This window comes from Pseudomonas sp. UBA6562 (genome assembly GCF_002434265.1).
Classification (GTDB): Bacteria; Pseudomonadota; Gammaproteobacteria; order Pseudomonadales; family Pseudomonadaceae; genus Aquipseudomonas.
Map to the genome: position 1 here is coordinate 428,534 of NZ_DJJS01000008.1, position 15,667 is coordinate 444,200.

General features: G+C 62.6%; 19 protein-coding genes and 1 tRNA gene. 2 read left to right on the top strand and 18 right to left on the bottom strand.

All coding sequences use genetic code 11. The features are described from left to right. The first annotated feature begins 22 nt into the window (after positions 1 to 22). Positions 23 to 98: transfer RNA gene (locus tag B4M43_RS17600), tRNA-Asn, on the top strand. 71 nt (positions 99 to 169) lie between these two features. On the opposite strand, the gene B4M43_RS17605 is transcribed toward B4M43_RS17600, so the two are convergent. The 15 genes from B4M43_RS17605 to B4M43_RS17675 form a co-directional block, all read right to left on the bottom strand. Further along, positions 170 to 730 carry a DUF1285 domain-containing protein gene (locus B4M43_RS17605; RefSeq protein WP_296268744.1) on the bottom strand — a complete coding sequence of 187 codons (561 nt, stop codon included), beginning with the start codon at positions 728 to 730 and terminating at the stop codon, positions 170 to 172. Positions 731 to 737: 7 nt separating this feature from the next. Continuing rightward, complete coding sequence (locus B4M43_RS17610; RefSeq protein WP_296268745.1) at positions 738 to 1,343, bottom strand: DUF4823 domain-containing protein; 606 nt, start codon at positions 1,341 to 1,343, stop codon at positions 738 to 740. An 85-nt stretch (positions 1,344 to 1,428) separates the two neighbouring features. After that, positions 1,429 to 2,064 (bottom strand): TetR/AcrR family transcriptional regulator, encoded by a 636-nt coding sequence (locus B4M43_RS17615; RefSeq protein ID WP_296268746.1) that lies wholly within the window; start codon positions 2,062 to 2,064, stop codon positions 1,429 to 1,431. Positions 2,065 to 2,419: 355 nt separating this feature from the next. Next, entirely contained in the window at positions 2,420 to 3,202 is a 783-nt protein-coding gene (locus B4M43_RS17620) for a TatD family hydrolase (protein ID WP_296268747.1), read from the bottom strand. Between the two features lie 32 nt (positions 3,203 to 3,234). Further along, positions 3,235 to 4,221: a DNA polymerase III subunit delta' gene (locus tag B4M43_RS17625; protein WP_296268748.1), complete on the bottom strand. Its 987-nt coding sequence runs from the start codon at positions 4,219 to 4,221 to the stop codon at positions 3,235 to 3,237. Beyond that, a complete protein-coding gene (gene tmk / locus B4M43_RS17630; protein ID WP_296268749.1) occupies positions 4,214 to 4,846 on the bottom strand; it encodes a dTMP kinase in 633 nt (210 codons plus the stop codon). The genes B4M43_RS17625 and tmk overlap by 8 nt, the downstream gene beginning before the upstream one ends. Before the next feature lie 9 nt (positions 4,847 to 4,855). Further along, positions 4,856 to 6,043 carry an endolytic transglycosylase MltG gene (gene mltG, locus B4M43_RS17635; RefSeq protein ID WP_296268750.1) on the bottom strand — a complete coding sequence of 396 codons (1,188 nt, stop codon included), beginning with the start codon at positions 6,041 to 6,043 and terminating at the stop codon, positions 4,856 to 4,858. A gap of 3 nt (positions 6,044 to 6,046) precedes the next feature. After that, entirely contained in the window at positions 6,047 to 6,862 is an 816-nt protein-coding gene (gene pabC, locus B4M43_RS17640) for an aminodeoxychorismate lyase (protein WP_296268751.1), read from the bottom strand. After that, a complete protein-coding gene (gene fabF / locus B4M43_RS17645; protein ID WP_296268752.1) occupies positions 6,862 to 8,106 on the bottom strand; it encodes a beta-ketoacyl-ACP synthase II in 1,245 nt (414 codons plus the stop codon). Before fabF ends, pabC begins: the two co-directional genes overlap by 1 nt. Before the next feature lie 103 nt (positions 8,107 to 8,209). Further along, a complete protein-coding gene (acpP, locus tag B4M43_RS17650; RefSeq protein WP_296268753.1) occupies positions 8,210 to 8,449 on the bottom strand; it encodes an acyl carrier protein in 240 nt (79 codons plus the stop codon). 201 nt (positions 8,450 to 8,650) lie between these two features. After that, on the bottom strand, positions 8,651 to 9,391 hold the full coding sequence (gene fabG / locus B4M43_RS17655) for a 3-oxoacyl-ACP reductase FabG (protein WP_296268754.1): 741 nt from the start codon (positions 9,389 to 9,391) through the stop codon (positions 8,651 to 8,653). A gap of 16 nt (positions 9,392 to 9,407) precedes the next feature. Further along, positions 9,408 to 10,346 carry an ACP S-malonyltransferase gene (gene fabD, locus B4M43_RS17660; protein ID WP_296268755.1) on the bottom strand — a complete coding sequence of 313 codons (939 nt, stop codon included), beginning with the start codon at positions 10,344 to 10,346 and terminating at the stop codon, positions 9,408 to 9,410. 126 nt (positions 10,347 to 10,472) lie between these two features. After that, positions 10,473 to 11,483: a phosphate acyltransferase PlsX gene (plsX, locus tag B4M43_RS17665; RefSeq protein ID WP_296268756.1), complete on the bottom strand. Its 1,011-nt coding sequence runs from the start codon at positions 11,481 to 11,483 to the stop codon at positions 10,473 to 10,475. 3 nt (positions 11,484 to 11,486) lie between these two features. Continuing rightward, a complete protein-coding gene (gene rpmF, locus B4M43_RS17670) occupies positions 11,487 to 11,669 on the bottom strand; it encodes a 50S ribosomal protein L32 (RefSeq protein WP_085675542.1) in 183 nt (60 codons plus the stop codon). Positions 11,670 to 11,682: 13 nt separating this feature from the next. Continuing rightward, on the bottom strand, positions 11,683 to 12,210 hold the full coding sequence (locus B4M43_RS17675) for a YceD family protein (protein ID WP_296268757.1): 528 nt from the start codon (positions 12,208 to 12,210) through the stop codon (positions 11,683 to 11,685). 94 nt (positions 12,211 to 12,304) lie between these two features. Here B4M43_RS17675 and B4M43_RS17680 point away from each other — a divergent pair, with 94 nt between their 5' ends. Beyond that, positions 12,305 to 12,883, top strand: coding sequence for a Maf family protein (locus tag B4M43_RS17680; RefSeq protein ID WP_296268758.1), 579 nt, complete (start codon positions 12,305 to 12,307; stop codon positions 12,881 to 12,883). A 61-nt stretch (positions 12,884 to 12,944) separates the two neighbouring features. On the opposite strand, the gene B4M43_RS17685 is transcribed toward B4M43_RS17680, so the two are convergent. From B4M43_RS17685 to rluC, 3 genes are read right to left on the bottom strand one after another with little or no spacing between them, the layout of a single operon-like run. Further along, a complete protein-coding gene (locus B4M43_RS17685; protein ID WP_296268759.1) occupies positions 12,945 to 13,943 on the bottom strand; it encodes a S49 family peptidase in 999 nt (332 codons plus the stop codon). Positions 13,944 to 13,961: 18 nt separating this feature from the next. Continuing rightward, positions 13,962 to 14,624, bottom strand: coding sequence for an HAD family hydrolase (locus B4M43_RS17690; protein WP_296268760.1), 663 nt, complete (start codon positions 14,622 to 14,624; stop codon positions 13,962 to 13,964). Beyond that, the gene (rluC, locus tag B4M43_RS17695) at positions 14,614 to 15,570 is read right to left on the bottom strand and encodes a 23S rRNA pseudouridine(955/2504/2580) synthase RluC (RefSeq protein ID WP_296268761.1); all 957 of its coding nucleotides are present in this window, start codon (positions 15,568 to 15,570) and stop codon (positions 14,614 to 14,616) included. The genes B4M43_RS17690 and rluC overlap by 11 nt, the downstream gene beginning before the upstream one ends. Positions 15,571 to 15,667: the final 97 nt, after the last annotated feature.

Genomic DNA, 15,667 nt, shown 5'->3' on the forward strand with positions numbered 1-15,667 from the left:
AATCAGTAACATACGCACACATTCCGCGATAGCTCAGTCGGTAGAGCAAATGACTGTTAATCATTGGGTCCCTGGTTCGAGTCCAGGTCGCGGAGCCAAACGAAAAACCTCCAGATGTGCACGCACTGGAGGTTTTTTTATGGTCGACCCACTGGTTGCGAGCGCCGGCTCACTCGGCCTCGCCGATCGGGTAGAACGCCCCCGAACTCCATACGCCCAACCACTGCCGACCGTCGATGAGCCTGGGTACGGCCAGCTCCACCATCTGATAGAAGACGTTGCGATGGATCAGCGCATGCAGGTTGTCGTGCACGCGCAAGTAGGGCGATGGCTCGGCCGAATGGGCATCGACCTTCACCTCTATCGGATGCTCCGGCCCTGCTTCGACCTGCTCGTCGACCTGGGTGGTGAAGCGCAGCACTTGCTGCTCGCCCTGCCCTATCACCTCGAGCAGCACCGCCACGAAGGGCGCATCGTCGACGCGGATGCCCACTTTCTCGACCGGCGTGACCAAGAAGTAGTCGTCGCCTTCCCGGCGCAGGATGGACGAGAACAAGCGCACCATAGGTTTGCGACCGATGGGCGTACCGAGATAGTACCAAGTGCCATCACGCGCGATGCGCATGTCGATGTCGCCGCAGAAATCCGGATTCCATAGGTGCACGGGCGCACGCGCCTGCCCTTTGGGAATCTGTGCCAGCAATTCACCCGCCTTGTCCGACTCGGTCATCACACCCTCAGCGACTCATGCCCAGAAGGCTTCGAGCGTACTCGCGCATGGGGGCGCCGAGCAAATCTTCGGGTTTGTTGTCATGCAGCGTCAACAATCCGCCACGGCTCTTGATGCGCACGGTGTCGATCAGATAACGGGTGCTGGTTTCGATAAGCATCATCTGCACCACGCCCGAATCCCAGCCCAAGCGATCGACCGCCTGTTCGTCATACCACTGGTCGCCATTGCCGATGCGGTCGTCGGTACGCGCGTAGCGGGTGTAGAGCACATAGTGCGCGCCTAGCGAACGTGCCTGCGCCAGTGCTTCCTCCAGACCCAGCGGTCCATCGGCGCGACGCACCAAGGGGAAGTACTCGACGAAGGCTTTGAAGGCCTCTTCAGCCACCACGTTCTGCCGGGGCTGCGGCCCTTTGCCGGGCGGCACGAAAGCGCCCTGGCCGATCAGGATGTAGGAATCAGGCTGAAGACGGATCGACAGGGTACGCCGGGTGTCACTGTGGTCGAGCAAGCCGGCGTCGCTCATGTGATAGCGCACGCCCTCGCCCATGTCGCTCACGTTCATGCAGCCGCTCAACGCACACAGCGCCAGCAGCAAAACCAGACTCCGCATCCTTCCTCTCCCTACCGGCGTCGAAAACCCGGCGTCCAAAGGTGCAATGCAGCTTTTGCGCCAGGTGTGCGAACGGCGTGCAGGATCAGGCGAGCGGTTCCGGATCGCGCTTGCGCTTGTTGCCCATGCGCACGCCGATGTCCATCAGGAACTGGAAGAACCCTTCCTGGTCTTCCAGCACATTGCTCCAGAACGGCGAGTGGTACAGCGCCACCGCGCCATGCACCAACGCCCAGGCGGCGCAATAGTGGAAGTACGGCGGGACGTCTTCGAGCTTGCCTTCGCTGATGCGGCCTTTGATGAGCGAGGTGAGGCGTTCGAAATTCGAAGCGCGGATGCGGTGCAGTTCTTCGACCATCTCCGGCACTTGATTGCCTTTGACGACCTTCTCTTCGAGCCGGTCGAACAGGCGGTAACGCTGAGGGTCGCGCATGCGGAATTCGAAATAGGCGCGCGACAAGGCTTCCTGGTCGCGGTCGACGTCGTCGGAATGCAACAACCGGTTGAGGTCGCCCTCGTAGTCGAGCATCAGCCGCAGGTAGATCTCGGCCTTGGACTTGAAGTGCTTGTAGATCGTGCCTTTGCCGATGCCGACGGTGTCGGCGATCAGCTCGACGGTGACGCTGTCTTCGCCTTGCTCAAGAAACAGCTTGAGGGAGGTATCGAGGATTTCCTGCTCGCGGCGGCGAAACTCACGGACCTTACGAGATTCTTTCTGCATGGGGAGGACTGGCTGAAAAACGAAGCGGATTATTATGCCTAACCGTCAGCAAATTGCACGGAACATCGGAATCGACGCCAGCGAGCGATGACGTGGAGCAACCTGCAACCCTGCCCCTCTTTGCCAACGCCTGCGCCGACCGTTCGGCGGCACAGGGTGAATCTGCTTAAAAAATGATCACCGGGGCTGGCACTGAGCCAATCCTGGCCAATACTGAAAAGGCCGACGCCTCGCACCCCCTGGCGATGCGTCGGCGCAGGCGCCATGGACCGAGCGCCTTTGTTCTACTCCTAATGGTCTTGACCCGGACTCCGCCCCCCGGACCCGGGTTTTTTTTGCCTGGTCGGCAGGGCCGTTAGGCTACCCGTGCCAGCGGGAACAACCGTTTGAAGTTTTCAGTCGTCTGCTCGGCCAAGCCTTCGTAACTTTCGCTGCGCACCGAGGCGACGAATTCCGCCACCTCGCGCACGTATTGCGGCAGGTTGGGCTTGCCACGGTGGGGAATGGGCGCGAGATAAGGCGAGTCGGTCTCCACCAACAGACGATCGGCAGGCACCTGCCGCGCGACGTCGCGCAGCGCATCGGCATTGCGGAAAGTGACGATACCCGAGAGCGAAATGTAGTAGCCCAAGTCCAGTGCCGCCTTGGCCATTGCCCAGTCTTCGGTGAAGCAGTGCAGCACGCCGGCCTGCGGCAGGCTGAATTCGCGCAGCAGGTCCAAGGTATCGGCACGGGCGGCACGGGTATGCACCACGACCGGCTTGCCCGTCTGCTGCGAGGCTTGCAGATGCAAGCGGAACGAGGCTTGCTGCACCTCGGCGGCCTCGGGTTCGTAGTGATAGTCCAGGCCGGTTTCGCCGATCGCGACGACATGCGGATGGGCCAGCTCGCCCAGCAACCAGTCGAGGGCCGGGGCTTGGCCTGGTGTCACATCGAGGGGGTGGATGCCCACGGCGCAATCGACGTCGGCATATTGCTCGCTAAGCGCCTTGACCGCACCGGCGTTGTCGGCACTGACGCCAATGCACAGGAAGTGCCCCACTCCCCGATCGCGCGCCGCTTGCAACGCGGCATCGAGCGAGCCTTGGTGGCTGCTGAGGTCAAGTCGATCGAGGTGGCAATGCGAATCTACGAGCATAGGAAAACAGGTATCCGTTGGAAAATTGGGTTTCAACGCGAACCGGGCAACTGCGCCCAGCGGGCCAGCAAGGCCTCGATCAACAAAACGCGGTTGAGGTTGGCTTTGCCGAGCACTTTTTGCCGCTGTTCCAACACCCACACTTGCAGGTCGAGCACGGTGGATTGGCGGCTTTTCTGTGCCAGGTACTGGACGACCTTGCGCATGTCGGCCATGCCCAAGCCTTGTTCGTCCTGGGTCAGCTGATAGCGCAGTACCAGATGCGACCAATCGCAGAACCAATCGAACAGGCGCAGCAGCGGCACGCCGTTCCAAGCTTCGGCCAGTTGGCTGGGCGACTTCTGCTGTTTGAGCAGCTTCTTCACCCCGTCGACCACCAGCGCGCGCTGCTCGCGCACGCCCTGCTCCTGCAAGGTAACGGCTAACAGTGCCGACCCACAGGCCAGGGCCAGTAGCTCTTCACGCTCCTGGGCATCGGCTTCGGGCAATGCCGTGGCCAGATACGCCTGGCTCTGGGCCTGGTCGGGCAGCGGGCAGGCGATCTGCTGGCAGCGGCTCTTGACGGTCGGCAGCAATCGGCTCGGCTGGTGGCTGACCAGCACCAGCACAGTGTCGCCCGAGGGCTCTTCCAGGCTTTTGAGCAAGGCGTTCGCCGCATTGAGGTTCATCGCCTCGGCCGGTTCGATGACCACCACCTTGCGTCCGCCCAGTTGCGCGGTCTGCACGACGAACGCCACCAGCTCGCGAACCTGGTCGACCTTGATCGGCTTGTCGGCTTCCTCAGGCTGGAGGACGAAGTGGTCGGGGTGCGTGCCAGCCTGCAACAGCAGGCACGCCTTGCACTGGCCACAGGCGTCTCCTCCCTGCGGCCGTTGGCATAACAGCAGTGCCATCAACCGTTCGGCCAGTGCGCGTTTGCCGATGCCCTGTGGGCCATGCAACAGATAGGCATGGGCATGCCGGTCACGGCCCGCCATCTGCTGCCACAACGAGGTCTGCCAGGGAAAGGTTTCAGCCACGGCACCGATCCAGAATGTCGGGCAGTAGCCCATCGAGCTGACGCTGTACGCTTTCCAGGGGCTGCGCAGCGTCGATCAGACGGTAGCGTTCGGGGGCCATGCCGGCGCGCTCGAGGTAGGTGCGGCGCACCGCTTCGAAGAAGTCGCGGCCCTCCTGCTCGAAACGGTCCAGCCTGCCGCGGGCTGCGGCGCGCGCCAGACCTACCTGCACCGGCAGGTCGAAGATCAGGGTCAGGTCGGGGCGCAAGGCGCCCTGTACGAAGTCTTCCAGAACGGCGATGCGCGACACGGGCAACCCGCGCCCACCGCCTTGATAGGCGTAGGTGGCGTCGGTGAACCGATCGCAGATCACCACCGCACCGCGCGTCAACGCAGGCTGGATCACCTGCGCCAGGTGCTGGGCACGGGCAGCGAACATCAACAGCAGTTCGGTATCGGTGGCCATGGCTTCGCTGCCGGGTTCGAGCAGCAGTTCGCGGATACGCTCCGCCAACGGCGTGCCGCCTGGCTCGCGACTGAGCACCACCTCCACGCCCTGCTTGCGCAAGCACGTGGCCAGGTATTCACGATTGGTGGTCTTGCCCGCGCCTTCCGGGCCTTCGAGGGTAATAAACAAGCCGCTCACGGGCAGTCCTTAACGATTGGTGTCGGGCGCCGGCGTCTGCACGGGCTCGTCTGGTGCGACGGCACTGGGCTCGGTGCCGTCGCCAGGTGGTGTGCTGCCCTGGGACGCAGCGGGTGCGGGGTCGGCAGGAGCGCTCTGGGCGGGTTCGGTAGTGGAGGCACCCGGCGTCGCAGGGCTGGAGCGATAGTCGGCGCGGCGCTTGAGCTGGAATTCGCGCACGGCGGAGTTATGGTCGTCCAAATCATCGGAGAATACATGGCTGCCATCACCCCGTGCCACGAAATACAAGCTGCTGCCGTCGGCCGGATTGAGCGCGGCATGGATCGCCTCGCGCCCGACCATGGCGATCGGCGTAGGCGGCAACCCGGTCATGGTGTAGGTGTTGTAGGGCGTAGGCTCGCGCAGGTCGGCACGGGTGATGCGACCGTTGTAGCGCTCACCCATGCCGTAGATGACCGTGGGGTCGGTCTGCAACATCATGCCCAGGCGCAGACGGCGGATGAATACGCCGGCGATCTGCCCACGCTCTTGCGGGATACCGGTTTCCTTTTCTACCAGCGAAGCCATGATCAGGGCCTGGTATGGGTCACGGTAAGGCAGGCCGGTGGCGCGCTCGGCCCACTCCTTGGCCAGCACCTCGTCCAGACGTTGGTAAGCCTGCTGCAACAGTTCGACATCGGTCATGCCGCGCACGAACCGATAGGTATCGGGGAAGAAACGCCCCTCGGGGAACACACCAGAGTGGCCGAGCTTTTCCATTACCTCGGTGTCGCTCAGACCTTCGAGCGTGTGCTCGAGGGTGTCATGGCGAGCCAATGCCGAACGCACCTGACGGAAGTTCCAGCCTTCGACCAGCGTGAGGGTGTACTGCACCACATCGCCCCGGCGCCAGGCGCCGAACAACTCGCCCATGGTCATGCCCGGCGTCAACCGATATTCACCGGTGTGCAGGGCGGTGTCGGCCATGTTGAAGCGCCAATACAAACGTAGCCACATGGCCTCGTCGAGCAGCCCCTCGCTCTGCATGCGGTAGAACATGCGGTTGGGCGTGGTGCCGGCGGGCACTTCGAGCATGCGCTCTTCGCTCAACTGGAGCGGCTGGTCGACCACCGACTGGACCTTCCAGGCCGCCCAGCCAAACGTCAGGCCGGCCAGCACCAGGCCTATTTCCAGGAGCAGGAGGATTTTACGTCTCACGAATCAGGTTTCCAGTAGCGTACGGGCAAAGGCCTGCAGTTTACGGGTGAGCGGGCCCGGCGACCAGTTCAGCGTATCCAGGGCACGCACTGGCCAAATACCATAAACGCTGTTGCAGACGAACACTTCGTCGGCCTGCTCCAACGCTGCCGTCGAGACCTCGCCTACCTGCACCTCGATGCCCAGGGCCGACGCGTGCGCGATCAAGACACCGCGCATCACGCCAGCCACGCCGCAGCGGGACAGGTCGGCGGTCAGCAGCCGACCGTGGCTGACCAAGAACAGGTTGCTGTACACACCCTCTATGACCCGACCCTGAATGTCGCGCATCAAGCCTTCGGCGTGCTCGGCGTCCTGCCACTCTGCGCGGGCCAGCACCTGCTCCAGACGATTGAGGTGCTTGAGGCCCGCCAACAAAGGTTGCTCGGCCAGGCGCGTGCGGCAGGGGTACAGCCGTACGCCGGCCTCGGCATGGGCCTCGGGATAGTCGGGCAAAGGGGCAGCTTGCAGGATGCGACGCGGTGCGGCAGCCGGCGCGCTGGCATAACCGCGTTGGCTATCGCCGCGCGTGAGGATCAGCTTGGCCACACCCTGGTCGAGTGCGCTGGCATAACGCAGGATTTCCTCGCGTATCAGCGCGATGTCGGCGGGAATGTGCAGACGTTGACAGCCCTGCGCCAGCCGCGCGAGGTGTGCGTCGAGCAAACTCGGCCGCCCTCCTCGCACGGCGATGGTCTCGAACAGACCATCGCCGTAGGCCAAACCCCGATTCTGCAAGTTCAGTGCAGTCGCCGGCTGACCGTCGATCCAACTGTGCATCAGCCAGGGAACCTGCGGAACACCAGCGAGCCATTGGTGCCGCCAAAGCCGAAGGAGTTGGACAGCACCACGTCGATCGGCATGCTACGCGCCTGGTGCGGCACGAAGTCCAAGTCGCAACCTTCGTCCGGTTCGTCCAGGTTGATGGTGGGCGGCGCCATCTGACTGTTGATCGCCAGCACGCTGAAAATCGCCTCTACAGCGCCAGCAGCGCCCAGCAAGTGGCCGGTCATCGACTTGGTCGAGCTGACGGCGACGCTATAGGCATGCTCGCCGAATACCCGCTTGATCGCCGACACTTCGGCGAGGTCGCCGGCAGGTGTCGACGTGCCATGGGCATTGATGTAGCTGACTTCATGGGGTGCCACACCGGCATCGCGCAAGGCATTGGCCATGCAGCGCGCAGCGCCCTCGCCGTCTTCGGGTGGAGAGGTCATGTGGAAAGCGTCGCCGCTCATGCCGAAGCCAACCAGCTCGGCATAAATGGTCGCGCCGCGCGCTTGGGCGTGACCGAGCTCTTCGAGCACCAGCGCACCGGCACCGTCGGACAGTACGAAACCGTCGCGCCCCTTGTCCCAAGGCCGGCTCGCCCGGGTCGGTTCGTCGTTGCGGGTGGACAAGGCACGCGAGGCACCGAAGCCCCCCATACCCAAACCGCAAGCCGCCATTTCGGCACCACCGGCGATCATCACGTCGGCTTCGCCATAGGCGATGTTGCGCGCAGCCATGCCGATGCAATGCGTGCCTGTGGTGCAGGCCGTGGAAACGGCGTAGTTAGGGCCTTGCAGCCCCAGATGGATGGACAGAAAGCCCGAGATCATGTTGATGATCGAACCTGGGACGAAGAACGGCGAGATCCGCCGCGGGCCTTGCTCGTGCAAGGTCCGGCTGGTTTCTTCGATATTGGTCAGCCCGCCGATGCCCGACCCCATCGCCACGCCGACGCGCTCGCGGTTCTCATCGGTGATGTCCAGCCCGGCATTGCGTACCGCCTGAAAACCGGCCGCCAGGCCATACTGGATGAACAGGTCGAGCTTACGGGCTTCTTTGGGCGACAAGTACTGCTCGACTTCGAAGCCCTTGACCGAACCGCCGAAACGGGTGGAGTAGGCAGACAGATCGGTATGCTCGATCGGACCGATACCACTGCGACCGGCCAGAATACCCTGCCATGTGCTCGGCACATCGGTGCCCAGTGGCGACAGCATCCCCATACCGGTGACCACGACGCGTCTACGCGACACAGAACTCTCCTTTTGAAATAACTACTGTTCTCGCAAAGAAAAAACCGCACGCCAGTGACGGCAGTGCGGTTTTTCTCGACAAGAAGCGTCGACTACAAACGGCTTAAGCAGCCTGGTGATTATTGATGTAGTCGATGGCAGATTGTACGGTAGTGATTTTTTCAGCTTCTTCGTCAGGAATCTCGGTTTCGAATTCCTCTTCCAGAGCCATCACCAGCTCAACAGTGTCAAGCGAATCGGCACCCAGGTCGTCGACGAAAGACTTCTCGTTGGTCACTTCTTCTTCTTTGACGCCCAGTTGCTCGGCAACGATTTTCTTGACGCGTTCTTCGATGGTGCTCATACCTTGTTTTCACTCCTAATGGACATATGTCAGGCAGCTGACCGGTGAGTAATTTTATAGAAAGACGCCTGCTTTTCAAGCTTAATGCGTCACCTCGTGGTCACCCGACCCGCCGCCTGGAATCTGGATGCAGCTTTATAACGGATTTTGAGGGCGCAGTCTGGCTATTTTTCCGCGCAATCCGTCACATTGAATTGCTGGTTACATGTACATCCCGCCGTTCACGGGTACGGTAGCACCCGTGACATAGGCGGCGCCTTCGGACGCCAAGAAAGACACCACATTGGCGATTTCCTGCGCTTGACCCAGGCGACCCAGGGGAATCTGGGTCTGCAGGGATTCGCGTTGCGCCTCTGGCAATTCACGCGTCATGTCGGTGTCGATGAAACCTGGCGTCACCGAATTGACCGTGATGTTGCGCGAGCCGACCTCACGCGCCAGGGCGCGACTGAAGCCTTCTAGGCCCGCCTTGGCAGCGGCGTAGTTGACCTGGCCGGCGTTGCCCATGGCCCCGACCACCGAGCCGATGCTGATGATACGACCCCACTTGGCCTTGGTCATGCCGCGCAGCACGCCCTTGGACAGACGGTAAAGGCTGTTGAGGTTGGTGTCGATGACATCGAACCACTCGTCGTCTTTCATGCGCAGCATCAGGTTGTCACGCGTGATGCCGGCGTTGTTGACCAGGATGGTCGGCGCACCGAACTGCTCGCCGATGGCGGCAAGCACAGCGGCTACGGACTCGTCACTGGTGACGTTGAGCGCCATGCCGGTACCGGCGACACCGTGCTCTTTGAGGGTCTCGGCGATACGCTGAGCGCCCGATTCGGACGTGGCCGTACCGATCACGGTGGCGCCCTGACGGCCCAGTTCGAGCGCGATGGCTTGACCGATACCACGGCTGGCACCAGTGACGAGGGCGACTTTACCTTGCAGGCTCATGCAAGCTTCTCCTAGATCAGGCCAACGCCGCGCGGGTGGCGGCGAAGGCTTCAGGGGTATTGAGGTTGTAGGTGGTCACGCCATCGGCGCACCGTTTGTTCAAACCGGCCAGGACCTTGCCCGGGCCGCACTCCACCAGGTTGACCGCACCTTGCGCGGCCAGCGTCTGCACGCACTCGACCCAGCGCACGGGCTGATAAAGCTGGGCCAGCAGGTCTTGCTTGAGGGTGTCGAGGTCGCGAGGGACGGTTGCGCTGACGTTCTGCACCAGAGGAATCGCCGGGGCTTTCCAGTCGATGGCGTTTACCGCTTCGGCAAAACGCTCGGCGGCAGGCTTCATCAGCGCACAGTGCGACGGCACGCTGACCGCCAGCGGCAGCGCGCGCTTGGCGCCGGCGGCCTTGCACAGCTCGATGGCGCGATCCACCGCAGCCTTTTCGCCCGCGATGACCACCTGCCCTGGGGAATTGAAGTTCACCGCGCTGACGACCTGACCTTCGGCGGCCTGGGCGCACAGTTCGATCACGTTCGCGTCGTCCAGGCCGAGAATCGCCGCCATGCCACCCTGCCCCGCAGGCACGGCGTCCTGCATGAGCTGCCCACGGCGTTCGACCAGGCGTACGGCTTCGGCCAGGGTCAAGCAGCCAGCCACCACCAGGGCGCTGTACTCGCCCAGGCTGTGACCGGCGACGAACGCGGGACGGGCGTCGCACTGCTCTTGCCACAGACGCCACAGCGCGACCGAAGCGGTCAGGATGGCGGGCTGGGTTTTGTCGGTTTGCGCCAACTGCTCTTCAGGGCCTTCCTGAATCAGTTTCCACAGGTCGTAGCCCAGCGCGGCCGAGGCCTCCTTGAAGGTTTCGACGATGCAGGGATGCTGCGCACCGAGTTCGGCGAGCATGCCCAGCGATTGGGAACCTTGCCCTGGAAAGACGAATGCGAGGGTTGCAGACATGGAACAGGCCCTTATGAAGAAGTCATCGATGTACGTAATCAGGCACTGGGCCTGACAGTCAGTCTGAAAACTTGGATGTAGAGGTCGACCAAGCGGTCACATTTAATCATTCAGCGATGTCATTGCCTAAGGCAAATGCCCTTCGAGAAGACCCGACAGGCGCTGCGGCAGGTTCACATGAATTTCGACCAACGCTCGCTCGATCGCGCTTTGGAAACCCTGCACGCCAGTCGAACCATGGCTTTTGATCACGATGCCTTGCAAACCCAGCAGGCTCGCACCGTTGTGCCGAGCAGGCGCCAGATCCGCCTTCAAGCGTTTGAGCAATGGCAAGGCCAGCAGGCCTGCCAAGCGTGCCAGCAACCCCTGGCGAAACAAGGCCTGCAGACGCTCGGCAATCATGCCGACCAAGCCTTCGCTGGATTTGAGCACGGCATTGCCGACGAACCCGTCGCACACCACCACATCCGCTTCGCCACGGTACAGCCCATCGCCTTCCACGAACCCCACATAGTTGAGGTTGCCGGCTTCGCCGAGCAATGCTGCGGCTTGCCTGACCTGCTGGTTGCCCTTGATGTCCTCGCTGCCACAGTTGAGCAAGCCGACGCGTGGTTGCTCGATCCCCAGCGCCTGCGCCGCTACCGAACCCATGACGGCGAACTGGTAGAGCTGCTGCGCGGTGCAATCGACGTTGGCGCCCAGATCCAGCAACTGGCAGAAGCCGCCGCGCGTGGGAATGGCCGCCACCATGGCTGGACGGTCGATGCCTGGCAGCGTCTTCAAGACAAAACGCGACAACGCCATCAGTGCGCCCGTATTGCCAGCACTGACGCACGCCTGGGCTTTGCCGTCGCGCACCAGCTCCAGCGCCACGCGCATCGAAGAATCCGGCTTACCCCGCAGTGCCTGGCTGGGCCGCTCGTCCATACCGACCGCTTCGCTGGCTGCGACGATTTGCAGGCGCGCGCGTTCGGCGGCAGGCAAGCCACTGACAAGCGGTTCGATAAGGGAAGGTTGGCCGACGAGGGCCAGGTACAGCGAGGGCGTAGCTTTGAGGCAGGCGATGCTCGCCTGAACAATGAGACGGGGACCGAAGTCCCCGCCCATCGTATCGATCGCGACGATCGGAGCGGACAAGATTTACTCGTCAGCGCCCTTGTCGATCACTTTGCGGCCACGGTATACGCCTTCTGGCGAAACGTGGTGGCGCAGGTGAACTTCGCCGGTGCTCTTGTCTACCGACAGCGCGTTTTCCGACAGGGCGTCGTGCGAACGGCGCATGTCACGGGCAGAGCGGGATTTTTTGTTCTGCTGAACAGCCATAATTGATTAACTCCTAAACGTTTGGGTCACGCTTTAACTGCGCCAAAACACTGAACGGGTTGGACCGCGATACCTCGTCCTTGCCCGGCTCGGGCTCATCTGCACCGGCCGGCTGCTGGCATTCTTCCGGATGATGAGCAGGCACGATTGGCAGAGCGAGCAACAGCTCTTCTTCGATCAGCGCCTGCAGATCCAAAGGATCTTCGCCCAGTTCCAGCACGTCATAGCCTTTCGGCAACGACTGGGTATTCGCACCCTCCTTCACCACGGCGTAGGTACATTCGCTATGGATCGGCAGGGTGACCAGCTCAAGACAACGCTGGCAAACCATCTTGACTTCGACATCCAGCGCGGTGTGGACAACCACCGTGTGCTGTTCGTCTCGTTCAAAATCGAACTTCGCCTGCACCGTACCGACATTGTCGGAAAGCGGGTCGCAGAGTCTTTCCAAATCAGCGAGTGGCAGCGAACCTTGAAGGGTTACGCCGCGATCGGCCAATTTGCGCGGGTCAACGTGAGGTGGAATCGGGTCATTCAACATAGGCGCAGCATTCTAGGGACGCCCCCTACTCCTGTCAAAGGAAATTAGGCGGCATGTCGCATGTTAGGATCGGCCACCCGCTTCGGAGACCACCATGCTTCCTTTATTACTGGCTTCCAGCTCGCCCTATCGCCGCGAACTGCTGCAACGCTTGCGCCTGCCGTTCACCTGCGCGAGCCCCGACCTGGACGAGCGCCGCCTCGATCGGGAACCGGCCGCCGCGCTGGTCCAGCGACTGGCCCAGGCCAAGGCGCGCGCCTTGGCCGACAGCCATCCGGACCACCTGATCATCGGTTCCGACCAAGTCGCTGTGCTGGGCGAGCAGATCCTGGGCAAGCCGCATACCGTCGAGCGCGCCTGCGAACAATTGCTCGCCGCCAGCGGCCGCTCGGTCACTTTTCTTACGGGCTTGGCCTTGCTGAACTCGGCGACCGGTCACTGCCAGGTCGACTGCATCGCCTTCACGGTCACCTTCCGCACTCTGGATCGCGCATGCATCGAGCGCTATGTCGAAGCCGAGCGGCCGCTCGACTGCGCCGGCAGCTTCAAGGCCGAAGGTCTAGGCATCAGTCTTTTCCAGCGCATGCAAGGGGACGACCCCACCAGCCTGATTGGTCTGCCGCTGATTCGCCTGGTGGATATGCTGCTGGCCGAACAGGTGCGCATTCCCTGAATGCGAAACGGAGCGCGCCGTGATGACGACGCGCCCCGCTCATGGATCGCCTTCGCCGCCCTTAACGCAAAGTTGGCCCCTGTAAGCCCATCCACAGCGCCAAGCGCTCGGCCATGCTGGTACCGATGCGCTTGGAGAAGCGGTCGAACGGCGACTCCTGCACGGTAAAGTCGACCAACTCCTTCTCGCCCACCACCTCGCGCGCTACATAACTGGCACTACCCAGACCATCCACCAGGCCCAGCGCCTTGGCCTGCTCGCCGGTCCAGACCAGGCCGCTGAACAGCTCGGGATGCTCCTTGTCCTTGAGCCGATCACCCCGACCTTGCTTGACCATGGCGATGAACTGCTGGTGCGTGGTGTTCAGCACGCCTTGCCAGAAGGCCGTCTCGTCCGGCTTTTGCGGCGAGAACGGATCGAGGAAGGCCTTGTGTTCGCCTGAGGTGTACAGCCGCCGCTCGACGCCCAGCTTCTCCATGGTGCCTACGAAGCCATAGCCTGCTGCGGTGACGCCGATCGATCCGACTAAGCTGGCCTTGTCGGCATAGATCTCGTCGGCAGCACTGGCAATGTAGTACGCCCCGGAGGCGCCCAGGTCGGCGATCACCGCGTACAGCTTGATGTCCGGATGCTCGCCGCGCAGACGACGGATTTCGTCGTAGACATAGCCCGACTGCACCGGGCTGCCACCAGGGCTGTTTATACGCAGCACCACCGCTTTGGTATTGGCGTCCTCGAAGGCCTCGCGCAGGCCTTTGACCAGATTGTCGGCACTGGCAGGCTCCCGATCGGCGATCACGCCTTGCAGCTCCACCAGCGCGGTGTGGCTGGTGCCGCGCTTGGCGGAGCCGTCGAAATCCAGCAGCGGCGTGAACAGCGCCAGCAGGCCGAACAGGTAGGCGAAGGTCAGGAGCTTGAAGAAGATGCCCCAACGTCGCGCTCGCCGCTGTTCCTGGACGCTGGCGAGCAGGGTCTTCTCCAGAAGCTTCCAGCTCTTGCGGTCCTCGTCGTTGCGGCCTTCGTCGCCTTGCGACTCGGGGGATTTCCATAGATCGGGCATGCCTACCTACCTCGAGCGTCAGCGGTGCTGGCCGGCCAGCCACTCGCGCAATTGGGAAAAATGACTGATGCACACCTGCGGGCCGAATTCGGCCAACGCCTGCAACGACATGGCGCCATAGCCGACCGCCACTGAGTGCATGCCGGCGTTGTTGGCCATCTGCAAGTCGAAGGCCGAGTCACCCACCATCAGCGCGCGCTCGGCAGGCACCGCGCAATGGCTCAGGATCTGCTCCAGCATCAACGGGTGCGGCTTGCCGCGGGTCTCATCCGCGGCACGGGTAATGTCGAAATAATTCTGCCAGCCATTGGCCTGCAGCACGCGATCCAGGCCGCGGCGAGCCTTGCCGGTCGCCACCGCCATGCGGTAGCCCTCGGCGCGAAAGGCGTCGAGCGACTCCACCACGCCGTCGAACAACGGCGAAGGCTGCTGGTCGAGGGCGATGTAGACGTCCGCATAGTGCTGGCGAAAGCGTGACACCTGAACGGCATCCAGATGCGGATACAAGGTACCGATCGCCTCATCCAACGCCAGACCGATGATGCCCTTTACTGCAGCGTCGCTGCTGCGCGGCTCACCCGCCCGATCGGCGGCCTCGGCCATCGACTGCACGATGCGTCCGATCGAATCGGCCAGCGTGCCGTCCCAGTCGAAGATCAGCAGGTCATAGTCACGGCGCACCGAGACGCTCCACGGTCTGCGACCAGACGTCGTCGACCGGCGCTTCGAGCTTGAGCTCGCCACCGTCAGGCAGTGGCACGGTCAGCGCATAGGCATGCAGGAACAAGCGCTTGCCACCCAGGTCGCGGATTTCCCGGCTGAAGTCTTCGTCGCCGTATTTGCTGTCGCCGGCGATCATGTGCCCGGCATGCAAGGTATGCACACGGATCTGGTGAGTACGCCCGGTGATCGGCCGCGCTTCGACGATTGTGGCGAACTCGCCGAAGCGGCGCAGTACGCGGAACATCGTCAGCGCATCTTTACCTGCTTCGTTGACCTCGACCATACGCTCGCCCGAACGCAGGTTGCTTTTGAGCAGCGGCGCGTTGACCTGCTTCTTGGAGGTCGGCCAGTGGCCACGCACCAGCGCCATGTAACGCTTGTCGACGCCGTCGCCGCGCAGCGCAGCATGCAGGTGACGCAGCATGCTGCGTTTCTTGGCGATCATCAGCAGGCCGGACGTGTCGCGATCCAGGCGGTGCACCAGCTCCAGCTCCTTGGCATCGGGGCGCAACTGACGCAGCGCTTCGATCACGCCGAAGCTTAGGCCGCTGCCGCCGTGCACGGCGATGCCCGCCGGCTTGTTCATGACGATCAGCGCCTTGTCTTCGTAGACGATGGCCGCCTCCAGCCGCTGCAACAGGCCTTGGGCCACCGGCGCCGGCGCATCGCGCTCGGGCAGGCGCACCGGCGGTACGCGCACGATGTCGCCGGCCTGAAGCTTGTACTCGGGCTTGATTCGACCTTTGTTCACACGCACTTCGCCCTTGCGCACGATGCGGTAGACCAGGGTCTTGGGCACGCCCTTGAGGGCGGTGATGAGGAAATTGTCGATACGTTGGCCGGCAAGCTCCGGCGGAACTTCGATCAGCTGGACGCCGGAAGTCGGGGGGGTATTGGTTGTCATGGCGCGATCATAACAATTTGATGCATTTGAAGCACTTAATCATTGCTGATATAGTCGCGAGCGTCGCCATAAGCGGCAGATTGGCGGTACATATGCA

Excerpts from the sequence above, each read along its gene's own strand:
- B4M43_RS17605 (WP_296268744.1), bottom strand. The coding sequence starts at position 730 with ATGACCGAGTCGGACAAGGCGGGTGAATTGCTGGCACAGATTCCCAAA.
- B4M43_RS17610 (WP_296268745.1), bottom strand. The coding sequence starts at position 1,343 with ATGCGGAGTCTGGTTTTGCTGCTGGCGCTGTGTGCGTTGAGCGGCTGC.
- B4M43_RS17615 (WP_296268746.1), bottom strand. The coding sequence starts at position 2,064 with ATGCAGAAAGAATCTCGTAAGGTCCGTGAGTTTCGCCGCCGCGAGCAG.
- B4M43_RS17620 (WP_296268747.1), bottom strand. The coding sequence starts at position 3,202 with ATGCTCGTAGATTCGCATTGCCACCTCGATCGACTTGACCTCAGCAGC.
- pabC (WP_296268751.1), bottom strand. The coding sequence starts at position 6,862 with ATGCACAGTTGGATCGACGGTCAGCCGGCGACTGCACTGAACTTGCAG.
- acpP (WP_296268753.1), bottom strand. The coding sequence starts at position 8,449 with ATGAGCACCATCGAAGAACGCGTCAAGAAAATCGTTGCCGAGCAACTG.
- fabG (WP_296268754.1), bottom strand. The coding sequence starts at position 9,391 with ATGAGCCTGCAAGGTAAAGTCGCCCTCGTCACTGGTGCCAGCCGTGGT.
- fabD (WP_296268755.1), bottom strand. The coding sequence starts at position 10,346 with ATGTCTGCAACCCTCGCATTCGTCTTTCCAGGGCAAGGTTCCCAATCG.
- rpmF (WP_085675542.1), bottom strand. The coding sequence starts at position 11,669 with ATGGCTGTTCAGCAGAACAAAAAATCCCGCTCTGCCCGTGACATGCGC.
- B4M43_RS17675 (WP_296268757.1), bottom strand. The coding sequence starts at position 12,210 with ATGTTGAATGACCCGATTCCACCTCACGTTGACCCGCGCAAATTGGCC.
- B4M43_RS17680 (WP_296268758.1), top strand. The coding sequence starts at position 12,305 with ATGCTTCCTTTATTACTGGCTTCCAGCTCGCCCTATCGCCGCGAACTG.
- B4M43_RS17685 (WP_296268759.1), bottom strand. The coding sequence starts at position 13,943 with ATGCCCGATCTATGGAAATCCCCCGAGTCGCAAGGCGACGAAGGCCGC.
- rluC (WP_296268761.1), bottom strand. The coding sequence starts at position 15,570 with ATGACAACCAATACCCCCCCGACTTCCGGCGTCCAGCTGATCGAAGTT.